Source organism: Paenibacillus sp. UNC496MF (assembly GCF_900113915.1).
GTDB classification, from domain to species: domain Bacteria; phylum Bacillota; class Bacilli; order Paenibacillales; family Paenibacillaceae; genus Paenibacillus_Z; species Paenibacillus_Z artemisiicola.
In genome coordinates this window covers 288,983-307,045 of record NZ_FORE01000008.1, presented here as the reverse complement: position 1 = coordinate 307,045, position 18,063 = coordinate 288,983, and the positions used below count along the sequence as shown (strand labels likewise).

The window sequence follows — 18,063 nt, the reverse complement described above, 5'->3', positions numbered from 1 at the left end:
TGGATTGCCAGCATCCGCTAAAACATGTTGAAATAACTCAGATGGAAACAATGAAATTACTAAAATAATAATTCCAATAAGTGCAATGCACTTTTTCAACTTCCTAACCTCCATGGATTTTTAATAAGAACTGCACTAGATTTCTTATCACCCAAAGGAATTGTATGACCAGCATCTATGTACTCGATTTTTCGAAAACTGCTATATTTTCCTCCCAGATTCCTGGTGTCATTATAATAAATATGAATTCCTTTTTTGGGGATTTGACGCAGATAATACAATGGATTGCTATAAACAGGAACAGAACCCTTTGACAATAAGTAATATCTTGGGTTAATAGACGATATTGTATTTTCAGTCGATTGCATATAAACATTATTATTCTGATCATATGCAAGATCAAATCTATAATAAATAATTGGGCCACTTTTATAAGGAAAATCCTTTAGTTCTACAACTGTGGCATTTGTATATGTCCCGTAACCTCCATCCATAATTCCAGTAGGACCGCCTTTATAATAGTCCATATAAGGTTTGAAAGCTGTGGGCTTAACGATATCGTTCAACTCAGGAACCTCCTTACTCCCAACCCACACAAACTTCAAAATGCCATCCCACTCAACGGCAACATTCAACCCTTCGCTAATCACTCTAAGAGGCACAAGGGTCCTGCCGTTTTCAACGGTTGCCGCTTGCAGCAGCGTCGTTGGTTTGCCATTAATCACGGCCGTTTTCGAACCGATCGTCAGCTCGATCTTATTCTTTCCCTTGGTGACCGTGATGTTATTGCCGTTCAAGACGATGGTACTATCCATTTTCTCCGCAATGACCCGCAGCGGTACCAATACGGTGCCGTCTACGAGTTTTGGCTTGACGTCGGAAGCCAGTTTTCTGGCATCGAACAACACTTCGATCGGCATGTCGACCGATACGATGCGCGGATTTTCCGCCGAAACCGCTCCCCCTCCGATCAAGCTCCCAACCATAGCCGCCGCGGCCGCCAAGACCGCCATTCTCCTCTTCTTCACTGCGATACCCTCCTATAAATTCCGCCAGATGGCATTTCTCCAAATAACCTGGCTTCAGCATTTTCGTCTTTTCGGCGAAACCCTTCGGGCGGAGCGACCTACGTCCATTCGCCCAAAGTCCTGCCGATTAACATATTCTACCACCTTTCGCTAGATTCCGACGAGCCCTCTCCCCTTAAAAATCCCCTAAGCTTTCGCGGCTCCCCAGCGCGCGAAAACGTCAAAAAGCACCTGCCTGCAAGCTGAATAAACCAGCCTGCAAACAGGTGCTTCCTGCTGCATTTGAGGCACGAACGTCCTCGAATCTCTTCCTATTCTAGCCAGATCGCCGACAAATTTCAACCTTATTTTTACAGCCTCTAGGTCCTTGGGCGCCGCCTACGACTCCGTCAGCAGCTGCAGCCACCGGTTCGCGGAATGCTGCCAGGTGAAGTAGCGCTCCACCCGCTCGCGGCTGAGCAATCCCATATGCCGGCGCAGCGGGTCGTTGCGCAGCAGCTCCAGCAGCCGCAGGCGCATCTCCGCGGCGACGTTCTCGGGATCGACCAGGAACCCGGTCGTCCCGTCGACGATGATCTCTTTCATGCCGCCCGCCCGCGTAGCCACGACCGGCAGCCCGCAGGACATCGCCTCCACGTTCACGAGCCCGAACGCCTCGCGCTTGCCGGACGGGACGACCGCCACGTCGGCCCCGAGAAACCAGCTGGGCACCTCGGAGTATGGCACGTACGGCACGAAAGCGACGTGGTTCTGCAGCTTCCGGCCTTGACGATGCAGCCCGCGCACGTACGCCGTCGTCCGATTGGAGCCGTAGAACGCCCCGCCGACGATGACCAGCAGCACCGACGGGTGCTCCTGGATCAGCTGCGGCATCAGCTTCAGCAGATGATGCACGCCCTTGATCGGCTGCAGCCGGCCCATGAACAGCACGACGCTGCGGCCGGTCCATTTGCGCTTCGCGCGCAGCTCCGCCCGCCGGCTCGCGCCCTCGGCCGAATACTGCGACGGGAACCGTTCGACGTCGACGCCGGGGTAGACGACCCGGAGCTTATCCGCGAATTGGGGAACGCGCTTCGCCGCATCCTCCCGCAGAAACTCGCTGTTCACGATAATGCGTTCGGCGGCGTGAAAGCATCGCGTCAACGTGCGCGCGGGAATCGCCCGCTCCTGAATGAACGTGTTGGAATGCAGGTTCAGCCAGATCCGCTTGTTCGGCTGCGCCTGCTTGAGCCGGAGCACGTAGCGGGGACGGTTCTCCACCTGAAGCAGATCGGGACGAAGCCGGCCGACCGCGCGCCGGACGGAGGCGATGTACCGCTGTTTGCTGGCCGCCGGGAAGCGGACGACGGTCGCTCCGCCCAACCGCCCCCGCTTGCCGAGGGAACGTCCGATGCGGCCGTAAATATGCGCTTCGATGCGGGGAACGAGCAGCGGGACGATTTTCTCGACGACGCGCTCGACCGAGCTGCTGCCCGGGGATGGCAGAGGAAACGTACCCGGCGTCACGAAGGCGACTCTGGGTTTCTCCATGGCGCGACTGACCGCCTCTCCTGTAATGTGCTGTTACAGCATACGCAAGGGAGGCAAGCCGGCAACCGCCATCTGCCTGTCTTCGCCGGTTTCCGCCAGCCTAACTATCCGTCCCCGTCCAAGCCCGCGCCGCCAGCAAACTCAGCGCGTAGACCCCCAAATACCCGCCGCCGGCCATGAAGAGCGGGCTCAGCAGCACCTCGTGCACCTGCGTCATGAACACCGTATCGTCAAGCAGCGTCCGCAAGACGGCATGCGCCGCCTCCGCGAAGAACGCCAAGTACGCGAGCACCGCCGCCACGTCAAGCAGCCGCCGCGCCCCGCGGGATTTCAGCCGAAGCCACGCAAGCAGCGCGCCTCCGGCAGCCGTACCCAATAGCACCCCTAACGTCATGATCCATCACCTCATCTCCAGCTTTCGCAGACGCCGCCGCCCTTAAACCCGCGGGCATGGATTCTATTGATAATTACCCCGCGATATGTCACACTAGTCGCAGACCGACCAGAAACTGCCCTTTATCCGAGAGAGGACGTGAACTACCGGCATGAGCAAATGGCTGCTCCGATCCATGACCGAGCTTAGCTCGCGCAAATGGATATCGCGCATAACCGGCCGCTTCGCACAATCGCCCGCCAGCCGGCCCTTTATACCGAGATTCGCCCGCATGTACGGCATCGCCGTGCAGGAGGCGGAGAAGCAGCTGCACGAATATAGCACGCTCAACGAATTTTTCACGAGGCGCCTGAAGCCCGGCTCCCGGCCGGTCGACGACGGGCCGGACGCGATCGTCAGTCCCGTCGACGCGCTGATCACCGGCTGCGGCCCCATTCGTCAAGGGACGATCCTGAACGTCAAAGGACAGGACTACACGATCGAGGAGCTTCTCAACCGTTCGCCGCGCACCGAGAATTACAAGAACGGCTACTTCATCGTGCTCTACTTAAGCCCGACCGATTACCATCGCATACATACGCCCGTCACGGGCACCGTCGTCGAACGCGAGCACGTGCCCGGCAAAGTCTATCCCGTCAACGAGTTCGGCCTGCGCCACATGCGGCGGGTCCTGAGCCGCAACGAACGGCTCATTACCTACATGCGCCACGCCGGCGCCGAAACGGCCATCGTCAAGGTCGGGGCCCTGAACGTCAGCAGCATCAAATACGTCCAGCCCCTGCGCGATAAAATGCAGAAGGGCGACGATCTCGCCTATTTCGAATTCGGCTCCACCGTCGTGCTGCTCACGGAGGACGACAGCTTCGTCCCGCGGAGCGATCTCGTCGTCGGCCTGAAGGTCCGCATGGGCGAGAAGCTCGGCACGCTGGTCCAAGGCTGAACGGGGCGCACCAGCCTTCGCCCGGGACGCGTCATCCGAATAGCTCCTCTATCTCCGTTAGAACGATGAACGCAAAGAAGCGGCAAGCCCCGGGGCTTGCCGCTTCTTCGCTTCATTCGCCGCCGAGCTCCCTGCACGCCGCCTCGATCGCCGCTCCGCCCGCCGCGATGGCCGACTCCTTCAAATGCGCGAAGCCGAACAGCGCCGTGCAGGGTCGCTCGCCGTCCCCTTCCCACAGCCTGTCGCCGAACGACCAGTCGACGCCTTTCTCCGCGCAGATAGCCCGCAGCCGCGCATAATCCGCCGGATTGCCCCGCCACTGCGCGTACATGTGGAGTCCCGCGTCCGCCGGCACGAACCGGAACCACGGCGCGAGCCGCGCTTCCACCGCTTCCCGGAACGCCAGCAGCCGGCGCCCGACCGTCCGTTTCATCCGCCGCACATGCTTCGCGTACGCCCCGCTGCCGATAAAATGCGAAAGCGCGCGCTGCTCGACGAGCGCGGACGGATGCGGCTCCAGCAGCGCCTTCGCGAGCCGAAACGGCTCTGCCAGGGCATCCGGCAGCACGACGTAGCCGATGCGCAGATCGACGAACATCGTCTTCGAGAACGTGCCGATGTACACGACCCGCTCCTCCCGGTCGAGCGCCTTCAGCGGCTCGACCGGCCGGCCGCCCCAGCGCAGCTCGCTGTCGTAATCGTCCTCGACGATCATCGCGCCGCGCCGCGACGCCCAGGCGAGCAGCGCCGCACGGCGCTTCGCGGAGAGCACCGCCCCGGTCGGAAACTGCCGGGTCGGCGTGACGAGCAGCAGCCCCGCGTCCCAGTCCTCCGGCACGATGCCGTCGTCGTCGACGCCGGCCGCGAGCAGCGTGCCGCCCTGCGCCGTCACGGCGCGGCGGAAGCCGGCGTAGCCCGGATTCTCCACCACGACCGGCAGGCCAGGCCGCACGAGCAGCATCGACAGCAGCGCGATCGCCTGCATGGAGCCGTTGGTGATGCACACGTTCTCGGCGCCGCAGCGAATGCCGCGTTCCCGCCGCAGCTCGTGCGCGATCGCCTCGCGCAGCGGCAGATAGCCTTCGGCCGGGGCCGCGATGCGCGGGAACGCCGCCGTCATCTCGCGAATCTCGGCATGCAGGGCGGACTTCCACGCCTCCGCCGGGAACAGCTCCGCGTCCGTCTCCCGCAGCCGGAAGCTGATCGGCCCCTCGCCAAGCGGCGGCAAGGGATGCCGCTCCACGAAGCCGAACCGGTCCCGCGAGGCGACGAGCCGCTCGCCCCAGGCCGACAGCGCGATCGCCGCGTCCGCGCCCTTTTGCCGCGGAGCCTTGGGCGCGGATGCAAGCGGCTCCACGAAGGTGCCGCTGCCCGTCTCCGTCCGCGCGAATCCTTCCGCGACCAGCATCTCGTAGGCCGCGTTCGCCGAACCGCGCGACAAGCCGTACAGCTCCGCGAGCTTGCGGCTCGAAGGCAGCCGCGTCCCGCCGGGCAGCGTGCCGTTCACGATGCTCTCCCGCAGCGCCTGGAACAGCGCCTCCGTCTTGCGCCCCAGCTCCTCGTAATGCCGGTCGTAAGGAATGCGAAAATCCTGGTTCATGCCGTCCTGTCCGCCTCCATTCCGCCCACGCCTTCTTAATCGGTCCAATAAAACTAATCATAATTGGATCTTTTTGATTGTCAATGCGCGCGGTATGCTAGGAGCTATCTTACGGAAAACGGAGGCCTGCCCCATGCGCAGAACGGAATTCGAAATCAAAGACGACGAGCGGGAGGAAATCGAACGCTTCCTCGCGGAAATGAGCTTCGGCTTTCTCGGCACGGCGGGGACGGACGGCGCGCCGTCCATGACGCCGCTGAACTTCGTGTACGACGGCGGCAAGCTGTACTTCCACGGCAGCCGGATCGGAGAGAAAATGGCGCGGCTGCAGGCGGACCCCCGCGTGACGTTCATGGTCGCGAAGGAATACGCGATCATCCCGTCCTACTTCACCGACCCGCTGATGGCGTGCCCGGCGACGGCGTATTTCAAATCGGTGCGGATCGACGGACGAGCCGCCGTCGTGCAGGACCCCGGGGAGAAAGCGGCCGCGCTGGAAGCGTTCATGCGGAAGCTTCAGCCCGAAGGCGGCTACAAGACGATCGACGCGTCTGATCCCGATTACGTCCCCCGCCTGAAGGGCGTGGCGGTCGTGCGCATCGACCCCGATCGGGTCACCGGCAAGTTCAAGTTCGGGCAGAACCTGAAGGAGCCCGTCCGCGAAGCCGTGACGGATCGGCTGACGGCGCGCGGATTGCCCCTCGACGCGGAGACGGTCGCCCTGATGGAACGGTATTGCCCGCATGCGAAAGGCACGCTCGGCGGTTGAACCGCTTGCCTTACCGAATGCGGCCGCGACGGACGCGGCGCAGCCCCGCCCCGCGCCACGCAGCAAAAAAGCCCGCCGGCCAATCGGGTAGGCGAACCGCCTACCGGATTTCCGACGGGCTTTTGCCCGTGTACTGCTTGAACTGCCGGCTGAAGAAGAAAATATCCCGGTACCCGAGCGCGTCCGCGACCTCCGTCACGTTCATCCCGGCGTGCATGAGCAGATGCTGCGCCCGTTCGATCCGCGTCTTGATCATGTACGACTGCACCGAGGAGCCGATCATTTCCTTGAACTTGATGGAGAAGTACCGCGGCGACAGCTGCGCCCGCGCGGCCAAATCCTCGACGCGGTGCGCGACCCCGGGATTTTGGCGAATGAAGTTGGCGATCTCGTGGATCGCTTCCGTCAGCTGGTTGCTCGCCTTGCGCTCTACCGGCCCTTCCCGGTCCTCGCGGAGCAGATGGATGATCAGCTGCTTCAGGATCAGCTGCGCCTCTTCCTCGGCGGCGTACGTCTTCACGAGGAACAACCGGACGTAGCGGGAGAGCAGGTATTCGAAGTCCACGGTTTCCTGAAGCACCCGGTACGGCTGCGGGATCAGGTCCACCGGCTCTTTGACGTCGAAATGAATGTACGTCAGCACCAAGGGCCGCTGGGGATTGTGCGTCGCGCTCGTGAAGTCGCCCGGCCGGAACAGGAAGCAGCTTCCCTTGCCCACGGGCACCGGCACGCCGTTCAGCATTACTTCCCCGCTGCCGCTCCAGACGTAGAACAGGTCGTAATTGGCGAGCGGCTTCTCGCGCTTCTGCCACTTCCACCCCGGCTCGCAGACGATTTTGGCGAAGGCGGGCTTTAATTGCAACGCAGTCGGCGACACGTGAAGCATCCGCAGACGTCCTCCCCTCGAAAACAATGTCGAAGACATCATACAATACCGCCGAATCCTTTGCCAACTCGTCCCGAAAGCCGGTCTTGTCATTTTCAAATAATGTTCCGAATTTCCGCGGCGAGCGTGGCCTATCCGTCGCGAAGAGTGGTATAATAGCGACTAAACGGTTTCCGCCTGGAAATCCATTACGAGACCTCCCGGAAGGATGAATGAAGTCCATGAACCCACTTGCCCAGCAATTGAACGCGACGATTGAGCGCGAGAACGGTCACGTTTTCTCCATGTTGTCCGCACTCGGCAAAGCGATTTATTTTCCGAAAGAAGGCATCTTGAGCCAATCCGCGGAAGCAAAAGCGAAGGCGAAGAAATTCAACGCAACGATCGGCATCGCGATCGAGAACGGTCAGCCGATGCATCTGAAGGTCATTCAAGACACCTTGTCCGCGTACAATCCGAAGGATCTGTACGAATACGCGCCTCCGGCCGGGAAGCCCGAGCTGCGCGCGGCATGGCGGACGAAAATGCTGAAGGAAAACCCGTCGCTCGCGAACAAGACGTACGGCAATCCCATCGCGACCAACGCCTTGACCCACGGCCTCAGCATCGTTGCGGACCTGTTCGCGGACGCAGGGGACCCCGTCATCATTCCGAACAAGAACTGGGAAAATTACGAGCTGACCTTCGGCGTGCGCCGCGGGGCGGACATCGTGGAATATCCGCTGTACAACGGCGAAAACCGTTTCAATAGCGACGGCCTTCGCGAAGCGCTGCTGGCGCAGAAGAGCAAGGGCAAGGCGATCGTCGTGCTGAACTTCCCGAACAATCCGACGGGCTACACGCCGGGCGCGGAAGAGGGCAAGGCGATCATGGCGGCGCTGCGGGACGCGGCGGAAGCCGGCATCAACGTCGTGGTCGTCACCGACGATGCGTACTTCGGCCTCTTCTTCGAGGGCTCGATGCACGAATCGTTGTTCGGCCAGCTGGCGGGCCTGCACCCGCGCATCCTGCCGATCAAGGTCGACGGCGCGACGAAGGAAGAGTACGTCTGGGGCTTCCGCGTCGGCTTCATCACGTACGCGACGGAATCCGAAGCGATTCTGAGCGCGCTGGAGCAGAAGACGCTCGGCATCATCCGCGCGACGATTTCGAGCGGGCCGCACCCGTCGCAGACGTTCGTGCTGAAGGCGCTGCAGTCGCCGGAATTCGAGACGCAGAAGGAAGAGAAGTACGCGATCATGAAGGGCCGCGCCAATAAAGTAAAAGCGCTGCTCGACGGCGGCCGCTACGGCGACGTCTGGACGTACTACCCGTTCAACTCCGGCTACTTCATGTGCCTGAAGCTGAAGGACACGGACGCGGAAGCGGTGCGCACGCGCTTGCTCGACGCGTACGGCATCGGCACGATCGCGCTCGGCGAAACCGACCTGCGCGTGGCGTTCTCGTGCATCGAGGAAGAGCACCTCGAAGAGCTGTTCGATACGATTTGTAAGGCCGTGCAAGAGGTAGCGGTGGCGAGCCAATAAAGCTCCGGTTTGTTGCGATGAGTGCTCCCGTGGTGCTTCGCGCGGGCCTAGCATTCGCAAAACCTGCGTATGCACAGTTCTGCGGGCCGACCCTTCGAAGCTCATAGCTCCGGTTTTGGGCCGGGCGCTCCCGTGGTGCTTCGCGCCAAAGTCGCTCCCGACCTCAAAACCTGCGCATGCGCAGATCTGCAGACGAGCGCGGCTCCGGTTTTGCGGATTTAGAGGCTCGCCATGTTGCGGGCTCGCCAATCGGCAAAGAACAACTTCGAACCAACGCAAAGAAGCAGTCGCAAACTTTCCGCGACTGCTTCTTTTTTGTTGCCGGAACTCCTACTCCGTCGCTTCCTTCAGCCGTACTTCGGCGGCTGAAGTCCCTTCCTGCGCGGCTTCGGCTTTCGGCTTCGGCCCGAATTTTAGCGGCGCCGGGCCGAGGACGAGCCAAGCGCCGCGGACATAGCGGTGGGCCGGCAGCAGGACGAGAAGCGACGCGCCCAGCGCGAAGACGAATCCTCCGGCCGTCCAGAGATGATAGACCAGCGGCGTGGCGCTCGCCGGGGGATGCCGGTGATACAGCAGCAGGAAGAACGGATGAACGAGATAGACGCCGAACGACAACGCGCCCAGATCCGCGAGGACGGCGGACGGTTTCCGCGCCATTCGTCCTTTAACGAGCCGGAAGCAAGCTCCGAGCAGCACGAGCGTCGTCAGCAGCGTGAACAGGTTGTAGCCGATCTCGAACCAGTAGCCCTCCGGCACCGTTCCGCCGGACCGGTACGCGACATGCATCCGAAGAAAGCAGGCGGTCACGGCGAGCCACAGCGCCGCGATGAGCCCGAACCGCCGCTTTCCGCCGCGGCCGCGGCTTTGATCGCCGACGCCGAGCCATGACTTGAGCGCGTCCGGCCGCATGCCCCCGTAGGCGCCGAGCAGGAAGGCCGCGAAATACGTGAGCGACCAGCTGCCTTTCGCCTCGAGGTGCCAGACGTTCAGGTGCAGCAGATAGAACGCCCATTGCGCGCCGAAGCCGAGCGGAATAGCGCACGCGGCCGGAAGGCGCAGCTTCCGGAACAGCGGCAGCAGGAGCGGAAACAGCACGTACAGCTGAATCGTAATGATCACATAATACAAGTGCGGGTAGGCGCCGCCGTTCAGCAAATGCTTTCCGAACCGTCCCAAGATGTCGGCAGGCTCCCAAGACCGGTGCTTCAGCGCCGATACGGCCAGCTCGTAGCCGAGCGAGACCAAGATGTACGGCACGACGAGCTGTTTCAGCCGCTTCCCGTAAAATGCCCCGAGCCCGGACCGCGTCATCGGCCGGTCGACATAATTGTAAAAGAGCACGAATCCCGTCAAAAAGATAAACGCCGGCACGCAAAACAGCGAAAACGCGTTAAGCGCGACGTACGCGTCCCGGACCCAGGAATTTTGCACCGCGACCACCGCCGAAGACGTGGCATGCACCGTCAGTACGCCGAGGATCGCGAGGCCGCGCAGCATTTCCAGCTCCGGCAGCCGCTCTTTGCGGACCGCCTCCGAAGCGGGAATCGTTCTTGTTGTCGTTCGCAGGTCAGCCACCTCCGTTTCGCAGCGCGATTTTCCGGACTACCTATTTATACTGTTTCAAGAATGATTTGAAACTATGAGCGGCAGGCGGATTATGGGAATCCCGCCGAAAAATCGCTTCATCCGCTTCATCGGCTTGCCTCCCGCGCGTGAAGCATGGCTGAGCGCAGGCTGCAAAGGCGCTGAATGGCGGCATGCATGCCGCCGAACGCAAACAAGCAGCTCCGGCAGGCCGTTCGGCCTTCGAAGCTGCTTGCTTGCTGGTTGTAGTCGATCATCCGCTTAAATCGGCGCGTTCGCTTTCGCGTACCGATTCTCCGGAATCGGAAGGCCGAGATTGCCGCGGAGGGTGCCGCTTTCGTACGCCGTCCGGAACAGCCCGCGCCGCTGCAGGATCGGCACGACGAGATCGACGAAGTCCGACAGCCCGTTCGGCACCGCCTCGGCTAGCATGAAGCCGTCGGCGGCGCCGCGCACGAACCATTCCTCGAGGAGGTCCGCGACGCGCTCCGGCGTGCCGATGAACGTGCTGCGCGGCGTCGCCGCCTGAAGCGCGACCTGGCGCAGCGTCAGGCCGCGTTCCTTGGCGTCCTTCTTGATCTTGTCCGTGCCGCTCTGGAAGCTGTTGCGGCCAAGCTCGCCGAGTTCCGGGAACGGCTCGTCGAGCGGATATTGCGAGAAGTCGTGGTGCTCGAAAAACCGGCCGAGGTAATTGAGCGCGGTGTCGATCGTGACCAGGCCCGCGACCTCCTGATACTTGCGCTCCGCTTCCTCCTCGGTCGCGCCGACGATCGGCCCGATGCCCGGGAAGACGAGTACCTCGTCCGCCGAGCGGCCGAACGCGACCGCCCGCGACTTCACGTCCTGATAGAACGCGATCGCGTCCTCGATGGTCTCATGCCCCGTGAAGATCGCGTCGGCTTCCTTGGCCGCGTAGTTCTTGCCGACCTCGGAAGCGCCCGCCTGGAAAATAACCGGCTGGCCTTGCTTGGAACGCGCGATGTTGAGCGGGCCCTTCACCGAGAAGAACTCGCCCTCGTGGTTCAGCGGGTGCACCTTCGAAGGATCGAAGAATACGCCGGACGCCTTATCCCGCACGAACGCGTCGTCCTCCCAGGAATCCCACAGCCCCCGCGTCACCTGCAAATATTCCGTCGCGATCCGGTAGCGGAGATCATGCTCGGGATGCTCCTTCTTGCCGTAGTTCAGCGCCGAGCCCTCGAGCGGCGACGTCACGACGTTCCACCCGGCGCGGCCTCCGCTCAGCATATCCAGCGAAGCGAACTGGCGGGCGACCGTGAACGGCTCGCTGTACGACGTCGAGAGCGTGGCGACGAGTCCGATGTTCGAGCTCGCCGACGCGAGCGCGCTCAGCAGCGTTAGCGGCTCGAAGCGGTTTTGGAAATGCGGGATCGATTTCTCGTTAATGTACAAGCCGTCCGCGATAAAGATCAGATCCAGCTTGCCTTCTTCGGCTTTCCGCACCCATCTCTTGTACAGCTCGATATTGACGCTGGCGTCCGGCAGCGTGTCGGGGTGCCGCCACATGGCGGGATTGCCTCCGACGCCGTGCAGCAGGGCGCCGAGCTTCAATTGCTTGCGGGAGTTGTTCATCGTATTCTCCTCCTTCATGTTCGCGGACGGACCGCGGCGCGGTCACACGACGACGTAAGCCAGCGCGATGCGATCGATTTGCCCGATATGGTTCAGCACGTGCTTGACGAAGCCCCAGACGACGTCGCGCAGCGAGACGGTTTCGCCCTTGGCGTTCAGGCCCGTCTTCGCCCAGTCCTCCGGCGCAAGCCGCTTCAGCAGGTGCAGGTTATACGTCAGATACGCGTCGTAAAACGCGAGAATCTCCGAGGCTGCGCTTTCGTTCGCGCGCGTGGACGCGACCCACGCGTTCTGATTGAAGGCCGGGAGCTTCGCCTCCGACGCCGCTAAAATCTCGCGGATGCGGAAGCCGACGACGATCGCGTGGTCCGTCAGATGCGACAGCACCTCCGTCACGCTCCATACGCCCGTCGCGGCTTTCCACGTGAGCTGGTCTTCGGTCAAATTCGCGATCTTCGCCATCAGCTGCTTGTGCAGCTCCGAATAGTCGAACAACAGCGTTTCGATGGGGTTGGCGGTCATAGTGGAGCCCTCCTCAAGTTTTTCGGTAGAACTAGAGTCGGTCATTTCGACTCGTTAAGAAAAACGCTTCGAAAGCATAAACTTCGTTTTTCGGCGAAGCTAGAGCTGCGCATGTCGACTCGTTGAAAAACGCTTCGAAAGCATAATCCCTACTCACTCTTCGCCGCGCGCCCCAAGCTCCAGCAGCGCCCCTTCCGCCAAGCCGGCGAAGAACCGCGCGCTCGGCAGCAACGCCCGTTCGTCGAGGTCGAACGCGGGATGATGCCATTCCCGAGTCCCCGACGTGCCCATGAAGACGAAGAGCCCCGGCACCTCCCGCTGGTAGAACGCGAAGTCCTCGCCCGCGGGCGACGGCGTCGGCACGACCGCCTCCAAGCCGGCGTCCGCGGCGGCCCGCAGCGCGAGCGGCACGAGCGACGCGTCGTTGTCCACCGGCGGCGGCCCCTGCACCCAGCGGATCTCCGCCGTCGTGCCGCAAGCCGCCGCTACGCCTTCGACCACTTCGCGGAACCGCCGCAGCACATGCTCGCGGACGCCTTCGTCGAACGTGCGGATCGTGCCGTCGAGCACCGCTTTGTCCGGGATGACGTTCCAGGCGGTGCCGGCGTGCAGCTTCGTGACGCTGACGACCGCGCTCTGCTGCGAACCGACGCCGCGGCTCACGATCGTCTGCAGCGCCGTGATGAGGTGCGCGGACGCGACGATCGGATCGATGCCCGCTTCCGGCACCGCCGCGTGCGAGCCGCGCCCCGCGACCTCCACGACGAACCCGTCCGCGGCCGCCATGAGCGGACCTTCCTTGATGCCGACCGTGCCGACCGGCAGGTCCGGCTTGTTGTGCATGCCGAACACCGCGCTCACGCCCGCGAGCGCGCCGGCGGCGATCAGCTGCCGCGCGCCCTTGGCCTTCTCCTCGGCCGGCTGGAACAGCAGCCGGACCGTGCCGCGCAGCTCGGACTCGCGCGCCTTCAGCAGCAGCGCCGCGCCCACGACCGCCGCGGCATGAAAATCATGGCCGCACGCGTGCATCCGCCCCGGCGTCACCGAAGCGAACGGCAGGCCGGTCTCCTCCTGTACCGGCAGCGCGTCGATATCCGCGCGGACCGCCACGACCGGCCCCGGCCGCAGCCCGCCCACTTCCGCGATCACGCCGGTCCGCAAGCCGTAATCCAATACCCGGACGCCCGCGTCCTCCAGCCAGCGCCGGATGGAGGCCGTCGTCTCGTACTCCTCCAGCGACAGCTCCGGATTCCGGTGCAGCTCGCGCCGAATCGCGACCAGCCAGGCCTCCAGTTCGGCCGGGTTATATTCGATCAATGGTTTCGCCATGTCCCGTTCCTCCTTACGATCGGCATCGGCCGCCCGATCGCTTCCGCTTCCGCAGCCGCTCCGCACGCGTCCCGAGCGTCGGCCGGCCTCCTTCCCGTCTGCGGTCTGCGCCGGTTCGCCGGTTATACCGCTTCAGACGCGGGCGCGGACGGCACCTCCGCGAACGCTTCCTTCAACAGCTCGAACGAGCGCAGCCGCTTCCCGAAATCGGGCACGTTCGTCGTGACGATGAACTCCTCCACGCCGAATTTCCGCTGCAGCTCGAGCAGCTTGGCGCGCACCGTTGCCTTGGCGCCCTTCGTAATCTCGGGCGCCTTCACCTCGATCCGGTACTTCTCGTTCGACTGCTTGCCATACTCCTCCGCCTGTTCGATCGTGCCGACGGTCAGCGTCTTGCCGCTGGCCAGATGAATCTTGACCAGCTGATGATCGCCGGCCAGCCGTTCCGCTTCCTCGTCGGTGTCCGCGACGACGGCGGCCAGGGCGAAGATCGCCTGCGGCTCCCGCCCGCTCTCCCGGTTGAACTGTCCGCGGTAAGCCGCGAACGCGGCGAGCGCGACCTCCTCGTCGCCGTTGATGAACTGCGAGAACACGTACGGCAAGCCGAGCGAAGCGGCAATCTCGGCGCTGCCGACGCTCGTGCCGAGCACGTACAGCTCCGGTGCCGTCTCCGGCGACGGGGATGCCTTCAGCCCCGCGAGCGGATGGTCCGCTTCCAGCCGGTCGTGGATGAACTTTTCGAGCTCGACGATTTTGTCCGTCAGCGAAGGGGGGTCCTGAATGCCGCGCTGCAGCGCCTGCGTCGACCGCGGCAGCCCGCCCGGGGCGCGCCCGATGCCGAGATCGACGCGGCCCGGCGCCAGCGACGACAGCACGTTGAAGTTTTCCGCGACTTTGTACGGACTGTAATGCTGCAGCATGATGCCGCCCGATCCGATCGCGATCCGCTCCGTCTTGGCCAGCAGATGCGAGATCAGCACCTCCGGGGACGACCCGCCGACATGCTCGGAATCGTGATGCTCCGACACCCACAGCCGCCGGTAGCCGAGCGCCTCCGCCCGCTGCGCCAGCGCCACCGAATGCCGGAACGCCTCCGTCGCCGTCTCCCCCGGATAAATCGGCGTTTGATCCAAGATGCTCAACATAATGCCCATTGCTTTCCCCTCCTGATGACGTTAGATGGAATAGGCCGGCTCCGGCATGATCCGTTTCAAAAACTGCTTCGTCCGCTCCTCGCGCGGATGGTTGAACATCTCCTTGGGCGACCCTTCCTCGACGATGACGCCGCCGTCCATGAACACGACGTGGTTCGCCACGTCCCGGGCGAAGCCCATCTCGTGCGTAACGACGATCATCGTGATGCCCTCCTTCGCGATCCGGCGGATGACCGCCAGCACCTCGCCGACCAGCTCGGGATCGAGCGCCGACGTCGGCTCGTCGAACAGGATGACCTCCGGGTTCAGCGCGAGCGCCCGGGCGATGCCGACGCGCTGCTGCTGGCCGCCGGAGAGCTGGCTCGGATACGCGTCCAGCTTCTCGCCGAGGCCGACTTTCTCCAGCACCTCGACGCTGCGCCGGCGCGCGGTCTCCTTCGGCATGCGCTGCACGACGACGAGCCCTTCCATGACGTTCTCGAGCACCGTCTTGTGCCGGAACAGGTTGTAATGCTGGAACACCATCGCCGTCTTGCCCCGCAGCGCGTGGATGTCCCTCTTGCCGGCGCGGGCGCAGTCGACTTCGAAATCGCCGATCGCGATCCGGCCGTCCCCGGGACGCTCCAGGTAGTTGATGCAGCGCAGCAGGGTCGTTTTGCCGGAGCCGCTCGGCCCCAGAATGACGACGACCTCGCCCTTCTCCACTTTCAGATCGATGCCCTGCAGCACCTGCTGCTTGCCGAACGATTTCGTAATGCCCGTCAGCTTGATCATGCGACGCCACCTCGATTGTACAGATTGATCCGCTTCTCCAGCAGCAGCGCGGCGCGTTCGATGAGCACCGTCAATCCCCAGAAAATCACGGCCGCCGCCAGATACGCCTCGAAAAACTTCCAGTTCGTCGACGCCACGATCTGCGCCTTCGCGAAGAGCTCCACGACCGAGACGGTAAACGCGAGCGTCGACGCGTGCAGCATGCCGATGACCGAATTCGCCAGGTTCGGGATGCTCGCGGCCAGCGCCTGAGGAAACACGATCCGGCGAATCGCCTGCGGCGTCGTCATGCCGACGGAATACGCCGCTTCGAGCTGGCCGCGATTGACGGTCAGCAAGCCGGAGCGCACCACCTCGGACATGTAGCCGCCCGCCGTGATGGAGAAGGCGAGGAACGCGAAATCGATCATCGGGATGGACGCCGACCGGAACCCGAGTCCGAGCTGCGCGCTGACGCCGTCGAGGAGGAGCGGCAGCCCGAAATAGAGGATCAGCAGATGCGTCAGCATCGGCGTGCCGCGGATGAACGTGACGTACGCGGCCGCGATCGGATGCAGGACCGGCACCTTGTAGATGCGGATGAACGCGACCGCCGTGCCGATGACGAAGCCGCACAGGACCGACACCGCCGTAATGAGCAAAGTCGTCGGAATGACGGGAAGCAGCTTCAGGAACGCCTCCCAGATGAACGAAGGATCGAGCTTCATTTACCGTGCCTCCTCTCCGAATCGGACATTGCGCCGCTCGCGGGCGAAAAACTGCCGCAGGCGGCCCGCCCGTTCCCGCCGCGGCGACGAATCGGCCGGTTTGCTCTCATGCCGCAGCAGGCGCCGCTCCAGGATCAGCAGCAGCCGTTCCAGCACGATGCTGATGACGAGATAGATCAGGGCGAGCGAGATGTAGCTTTCGACGAAATGGTTCGTCAGCGACGCCAGCGACTGCGACTTGCCCGTCATCTCCATCACGCCGAGCGAGAAGGCGAGCGACGTGTCCTTCAGCAGCGCCAGGACGACGTTCGAGAGCACCGGCACCGCGATCGCGAGCGCCTGCGGCATCACGATGCGGGTGAAGGCCTGGTAGCCCGACATGCCGACGGCATACGCGGCTTCCACCTGTCCCCGGTCGACGGAGGCGACCGCCGAGCGGATCGTCTCCGAGACGTAGGCGCCGGTGTGCAGGCCGTAGGTCAGGATCACGAACAGCAGCACGGGTGCCCGGCTAAGGTCGAGATGAACGAGCTTCAGCACTTCCGGCAGGCCGTAATAGAACAGGAACAGCTGGATCAGGATCGGCGTGCCGCGGAAGAACGAAGCGTAAAGCTGCGATATCCGCTGCAGCACCGGCACCTTGTACAGGCGGGGCAGCGCCGCGAGCAGGCCGACGATCAGCCCCGTCAGCAGCGATCCGGCCACGATCAGCAGCGTCGTCTGCAGCGTGCCCGCCAGCTTGGGGATAAAGGCGAAGATAAAGCCGATATCGAACTTCTCGCCCATCTTCCTTTCCCTCCTCCAACGTTAGTTTTGCGTGTAGTCGGCGCCGAGCCATTGCACGCTCAGCTTGCTCAGCGTGCCGTCCGCCTTGATTTCCTTAACCGCGCCGTCCACGGCGTCGGCCAGCTTCTGTTCGTCCGGATCGTCCTTGCGGAACACGAACTGCACGTCCGCTTCCTCCAGCGCGTCGCCGACCGATTGCAGCTTGCCCTGCGGATCGATCAGGGAAAGCGTGAAGTCCGCGCCCAGCGTCGCGTCCACGCGGCCCGTCGTCAGCTGGCTGACCGTGTCGTTGGCCGCCCCGTTCGTATAGACGATCTTGATCGCGTCGCCGTTCGATTTATTGTAGTTCTCGAGCAGCGTCGCTTCGGCGCTCGTCGCGGTCGTCAGCACTTTCTTGCCCTTCAGGTCGTCCAAATCGGCGTAGGTCGACTTGGCGTCCTTCGGCACGATAATTTTCGTCTTCCAATGCGCATAGGCTTCTTTATTGAACAGGTACTTCGCCGCCCGGTCCGGGTTCTGCTCCATCTCGTGCGCCACGAAGTCGATCTTTTTCGTCTCGAGGCTGAGCAGCAGATTGGAGAAATCCATCGTCTGGAACTCGAATTCGTAGCCGGGCAGCCGTTTGTCGATCTCTTTCACGAGCTCGACGTCGAAGCCGGTCAGCTTGCCGTTCGCGTCGAGGAAGCACACCTTCGGAAACTGCGTGCCCGTGCCGACGATGATTTTTTTGACGCCCGCCGCGTTATTTCCGCCGCCCGCCGCCGCGTTGTCCGTCTGCTTATTGCCGCCGGACGCGTTCGCGCCCGCCTCGTTCGCGTCGTTCTTCGAGCCGCAGCCCGCGACCGTGACCGCCATCGCCACCAGTGCCAATCCTGCCGTGCCGACCCATGTCTTTTTCATGTCCCTCTACCTCCGCGTGTTTGAAAGTTCCCTTGGCCATG

General features: G+C 62.7%; 17 protein-coding genes. 3 read left to right on the top strand and 14 right to left on the bottom strand.

What is annotated here, in order from left to right; genetic code table 11:
* Nucleotides 1-95 precede the first annotated feature (95 nt).
* From BMZ79_RS15330 to BMZ79_RS15320, 3 genes are all read right to left on the bottom strand, one after another.
* Nucleotides 96-1,028, bottom strand: a complete 933-nt coding sequence (locus tag BMZ79_RS15330; protein ID WP_090641423.1) for a copper amine oxidase N-terminal domain-containing protein — start codon at nucleotides 1,026-1,028, stop codon at nucleotides 96-98.
* A gap of 378 nt (nucleotides 1,029-1,406) precedes the next feature.
* The gene (locus tag BMZ79_RS15325; protein ID WP_090641421.1) at nucleotides 1,407-2,558 is read right to left on the bottom strand and encodes a glycosyltransferase family 4 protein; all 1,152 of its coding nucleotides are present in this window, start codon (nucleotides 2,556-2,558) and stop codon (nucleotides 1,407-1,409) included.
* Nucleotides 2,559-2,658: 100 nt separating this feature from the next.
* Nucleotides 2,659-2,952: a hypothetical protein gene (locus BMZ79_RS15320; protein ID WP_143088965.1), complete on the bottom strand. Its 294-nt coding sequence runs from the start codon at nucleotides 2,950-2,952 to the stop codon at nucleotides 2,659-2,661.
* A gap of 151 nt (nucleotides 2,953-3,103) precedes the next feature.
* Here BMZ79_RS15320 and asd point away from each other — a divergent pair, with 151 nt between their 5' ends.
* The gene (asd, locus tag BMZ79_RS15315; RefSeq protein ID WP_090641418.1) at nucleotides 3,104-3,892 is read left to right on the top strand and encodes an archaetidylserine decarboxylase; all 789 of its coding nucleotides are present in this window, start codon (nucleotides 3,104-3,106) and stop codon (nucleotides 3,890-3,892) included.
* Nucleotides 3,893-4,004: 112 nt separating this feature from the next.
* On the opposite strand, the gene BMZ79_RS15310 is transcribed toward asd, so the two are convergent.
* Nucleotides 4,005-5,492, bottom strand: coding sequence for a MocR-like pyridoxine biosynthesis transcription factor PdxR (locus BMZ79_RS15310; RefSeq protein ID WP_090641417.1), 1,488 nt, complete (start codon nucleotides 5,490-5,492; stop codon nucleotides 4,005-4,007).
* 133 nt (nucleotides 5,493-5,625) lie between these two features.
* On the opposite strand from BMZ79_RS15310, the gene BMZ79_RS15305 reads away from it, so the two are divergent.
* Nucleotides 5,626-6,261, top strand: coding sequence for a pyridoxamine 5'-phosphate oxidase family protein (locus BMZ79_RS15305; RefSeq protein WP_090641415.1), 636 nt, complete (start codon nucleotides 5,626-5,628; stop codon nucleotides 6,259-6,261).
* Nucleotides 6,262-6,361: 100 nt separating this feature from the next.
* Here the strand turns inward: BMZ79_RS15305 and BMZ79_RS15300 are convergent, their stop codons facing one another.
* Nucleotides 6,362-7,147: a helix-turn-helix domain-containing protein gene (locus BMZ79_RS15300; RefSeq protein WP_090641414.1), complete on the bottom strand. Its 786-nt coding sequence runs from the start codon at nucleotides 7,145-7,147 to the stop codon at nucleotides 6,362-6,364.
* Nucleotides 7,148-7,368: 221 nt separating this feature from the next.
* Here BMZ79_RS15300 and BMZ79_RS15295 point away from each other — a divergent pair, with 221 nt between their 5' ends.
* A complete protein-coding gene (locus BMZ79_RS15295; RefSeq protein ID WP_090641412.1) occupies nucleotides 7,369-8,673 on the top strand; it encodes an aminotransferase class I/II-fold pyridoxal phosphate-dependent enzyme in 1,305 nt (434 codons plus the stop codon).
* A 330-nt stretch (nucleotides 8,674-9,003) separates the two neighbouring features.
* Here BMZ79_RS15295 and BMZ79_RS15290 read toward each other — a convergent pair whose 3' ends face one another.
* The 9 genes from BMZ79_RS15290 to BMZ79_RS15250 form a co-directional block, all read right to left on the bottom strand.
* On the bottom strand, nucleotides 9,004-10,248 hold the full coding sequence (locus BMZ79_RS15290) for an acyltransferase (RefSeq protein WP_090641411.1): 1,245 nt from the start codon (nucleotides 10,246-10,248) through the stop codon (nucleotides 9,004-9,006).
* A 270-nt stretch (nucleotides 10,249-10,518) separates the two neighbouring features.
* Nucleotides 10,519-11,850 carry an LLM class flavin-dependent oxidoreductase gene (locus tag BMZ79_RS15285; RefSeq protein WP_090641410.1) on the bottom strand — a complete coding sequence of 444 codons (1,332 nt, stop codon included), beginning with the start codon at nucleotides 11,848-11,850 and terminating at the stop codon, nucleotides 10,519-10,521.
* A gap of 42 nt (nucleotides 11,851-11,892) precedes the next feature.
* A complete protein-coding gene (locus tag BMZ79_RS15280; RefSeq protein WP_090641409.1) occupies nucleotides 11,893-12,372 on the bottom strand; it encodes a DinB family protein in 480 nt (159 codons plus the stop codon).
* Between the two features lie 153 nt (nucleotides 12,373-12,525).
* Nucleotides 12,526-13,701 (bottom strand): amidohydrolase, encoded by a 1,176-nt coding sequence (locus BMZ79_RS15275; protein WP_090641408.1) that lies wholly within the window; start codon nucleotides 13,699-13,701, stop codon nucleotides 12,526-12,528.
* Nucleotides 13,702-13,823: 122 nt separating this feature from the next.
* Nucleotides 13,824-14,855: an LLM class flavin-dependent oxidoreductase gene (locus BMZ79_RS15270; protein ID WP_090641407.1), complete on the bottom strand. Its 1,032-nt coding sequence runs from the start codon at nucleotides 14,853-14,855 to the stop codon at nucleotides 13,824-13,826.
* 21 nt (nucleotides 14,856-14,876) lie between these two features.
* Nucleotides 14,877-15,629, bottom strand: a complete 753-nt coding sequence (locus tag BMZ79_RS15265; RefSeq protein WP_090641405.1) for an amino acid ABC transporter ATP-binding protein — start codon at nucleotides 15,627-15,629, stop codon at nucleotides 14,877-14,879.
* Nucleotides 15,626-16,336, bottom strand: a complete 711-nt coding sequence (locus BMZ79_RS15260; RefSeq protein ID WP_090641404.1) for an amino acid ABC transporter permease — start codon at nucleotides 16,334-16,336, stop codon at nucleotides 15,626-15,628. The genes BMZ79_RS15265 and BMZ79_RS15260 overlap by 4 nt, the downstream gene beginning before the upstream one ends.
* A complete protein-coding gene (locus BMZ79_RS15255; protein WP_090641403.1) occupies nucleotides 16,337-17,122 on the bottom strand; it encodes an amino acid ABC transporter permease in 786 nt (261 codons plus the stop codon).
* Between the two features lie 21 nt (nucleotides 17,123-17,143).
* The gene (locus BMZ79_RS15250) at nucleotides 17,144-18,022 is read right to left on the bottom strand and encodes a transporter substrate-binding domain-containing protein (protein ID WP_090641401.1); all 879 of its coding nucleotides are present in this window, start codon (nucleotides 18,020-18,022) and stop codon (nucleotides 17,144-17,146) included.
* Nucleotides 18,023-18,063: the final 41 nt, after the last annotated feature.

Coding starts and splice junctions, on each gene's coding strand:
- BMZ79_RS15280 (WP_090641409.1), bottom strand. CDS start 12,372: ATGACCGCCAACCCCATCGAAACGCTGTTGTTCGACTATTCGGAGCTG.
- BMZ79_RS15260 (WP_090641404.1), bottom strand. CDS start 16,336: ATGAAGCTCGATCCTTCGTTCATCTGGGAGGCGTTCCTGAAGCTGCTT.
- BMZ79_RS15250 (WP_090641401.1), bottom strand. CDS start 18,022: ATGAAAAAGACATGGGTCGGCACGGCAGGATTGGCACTGGTGGCGATG.
- BMZ79_RS15270 (WP_090641407.1), bottom strand. CDS start 14,855: ATGGGCATTATGTTGAGCATCTTGGATCAAACGCCGATTTATCCGGGG.
- BMZ79_RS15300 (WP_090641414.1), bottom strand. CDS start 7,147: ATGCTTCACGTGTCGCCGACTGCGTTGCAATTAAAGCCCGCCTTCGCC.
- BMZ79_RS15275 (WP_090641408.1), bottom strand. CDS start 13,701: ATGGCGAAACCATTGATCGAATATAACCCGGCCGAACTGGAGGCCTGG.
- BMZ79_RS15305 (WP_090641415.1), top strand. CDS start 5,626: ATGCGCAGAACGGAATTCGAAATCAAAGACGACGAGCGGGAGGAAATC.
- BMZ79_RS15295 (WP_090641412.1), top strand. CDS start 7,369: ATGAACCCACTTGCCCAGCAATTGAACGCGACGATTGAGCGCGAGAAC.
- BMZ79_RS15320 (WP_143088965.1), bottom strand. CDS start 2,952: ATGACGTTAGGGGTGCTATTGGGTACGGCTGCCGGAGGCGCGCTGCTT.
- BMZ79_RS15325 (WP_090641421.1), bottom strand. CDS start 2,558: ATGGAGAAACCCAGAGTCGCCTTCGTGACGCCGGGTACGTTTCCTCTG.
- BMZ79_RS15285 (WP_090641410.1), bottom strand. CDS start 11,850: ATGAACAACTCCCGCAAGCAATTGAAGCTCGGCGCCCTGCTGCACGGC.
- asd (WP_090641418.1), top strand. CDS start 3,104: ATGAGCAAATGGCTGCTCCGATCCATGACCGAGCTTAGCTCGCGCAAA.
- BMZ79_RS15310 (WP_090641417.1), bottom strand. CDS start 5,492: ATGAACCAGGATTTTCGCATTCCTTACGACCGGCATTACGAGGAGCTG.
- BMZ79_RS15265 (WP_090641405.1), bottom strand. CDS start 15,629: ATGATCAAGCTGACGGGCATTACGAAATCGTTCGGCAAGCAGCAGGTG.
- BMZ79_RS15255 (WP_090641403.1), bottom strand. CDS start 17,122: ATGGGCGAGAAGTTCGATATCGGCTTTATCTTCGCCTTTATCCCCAAG.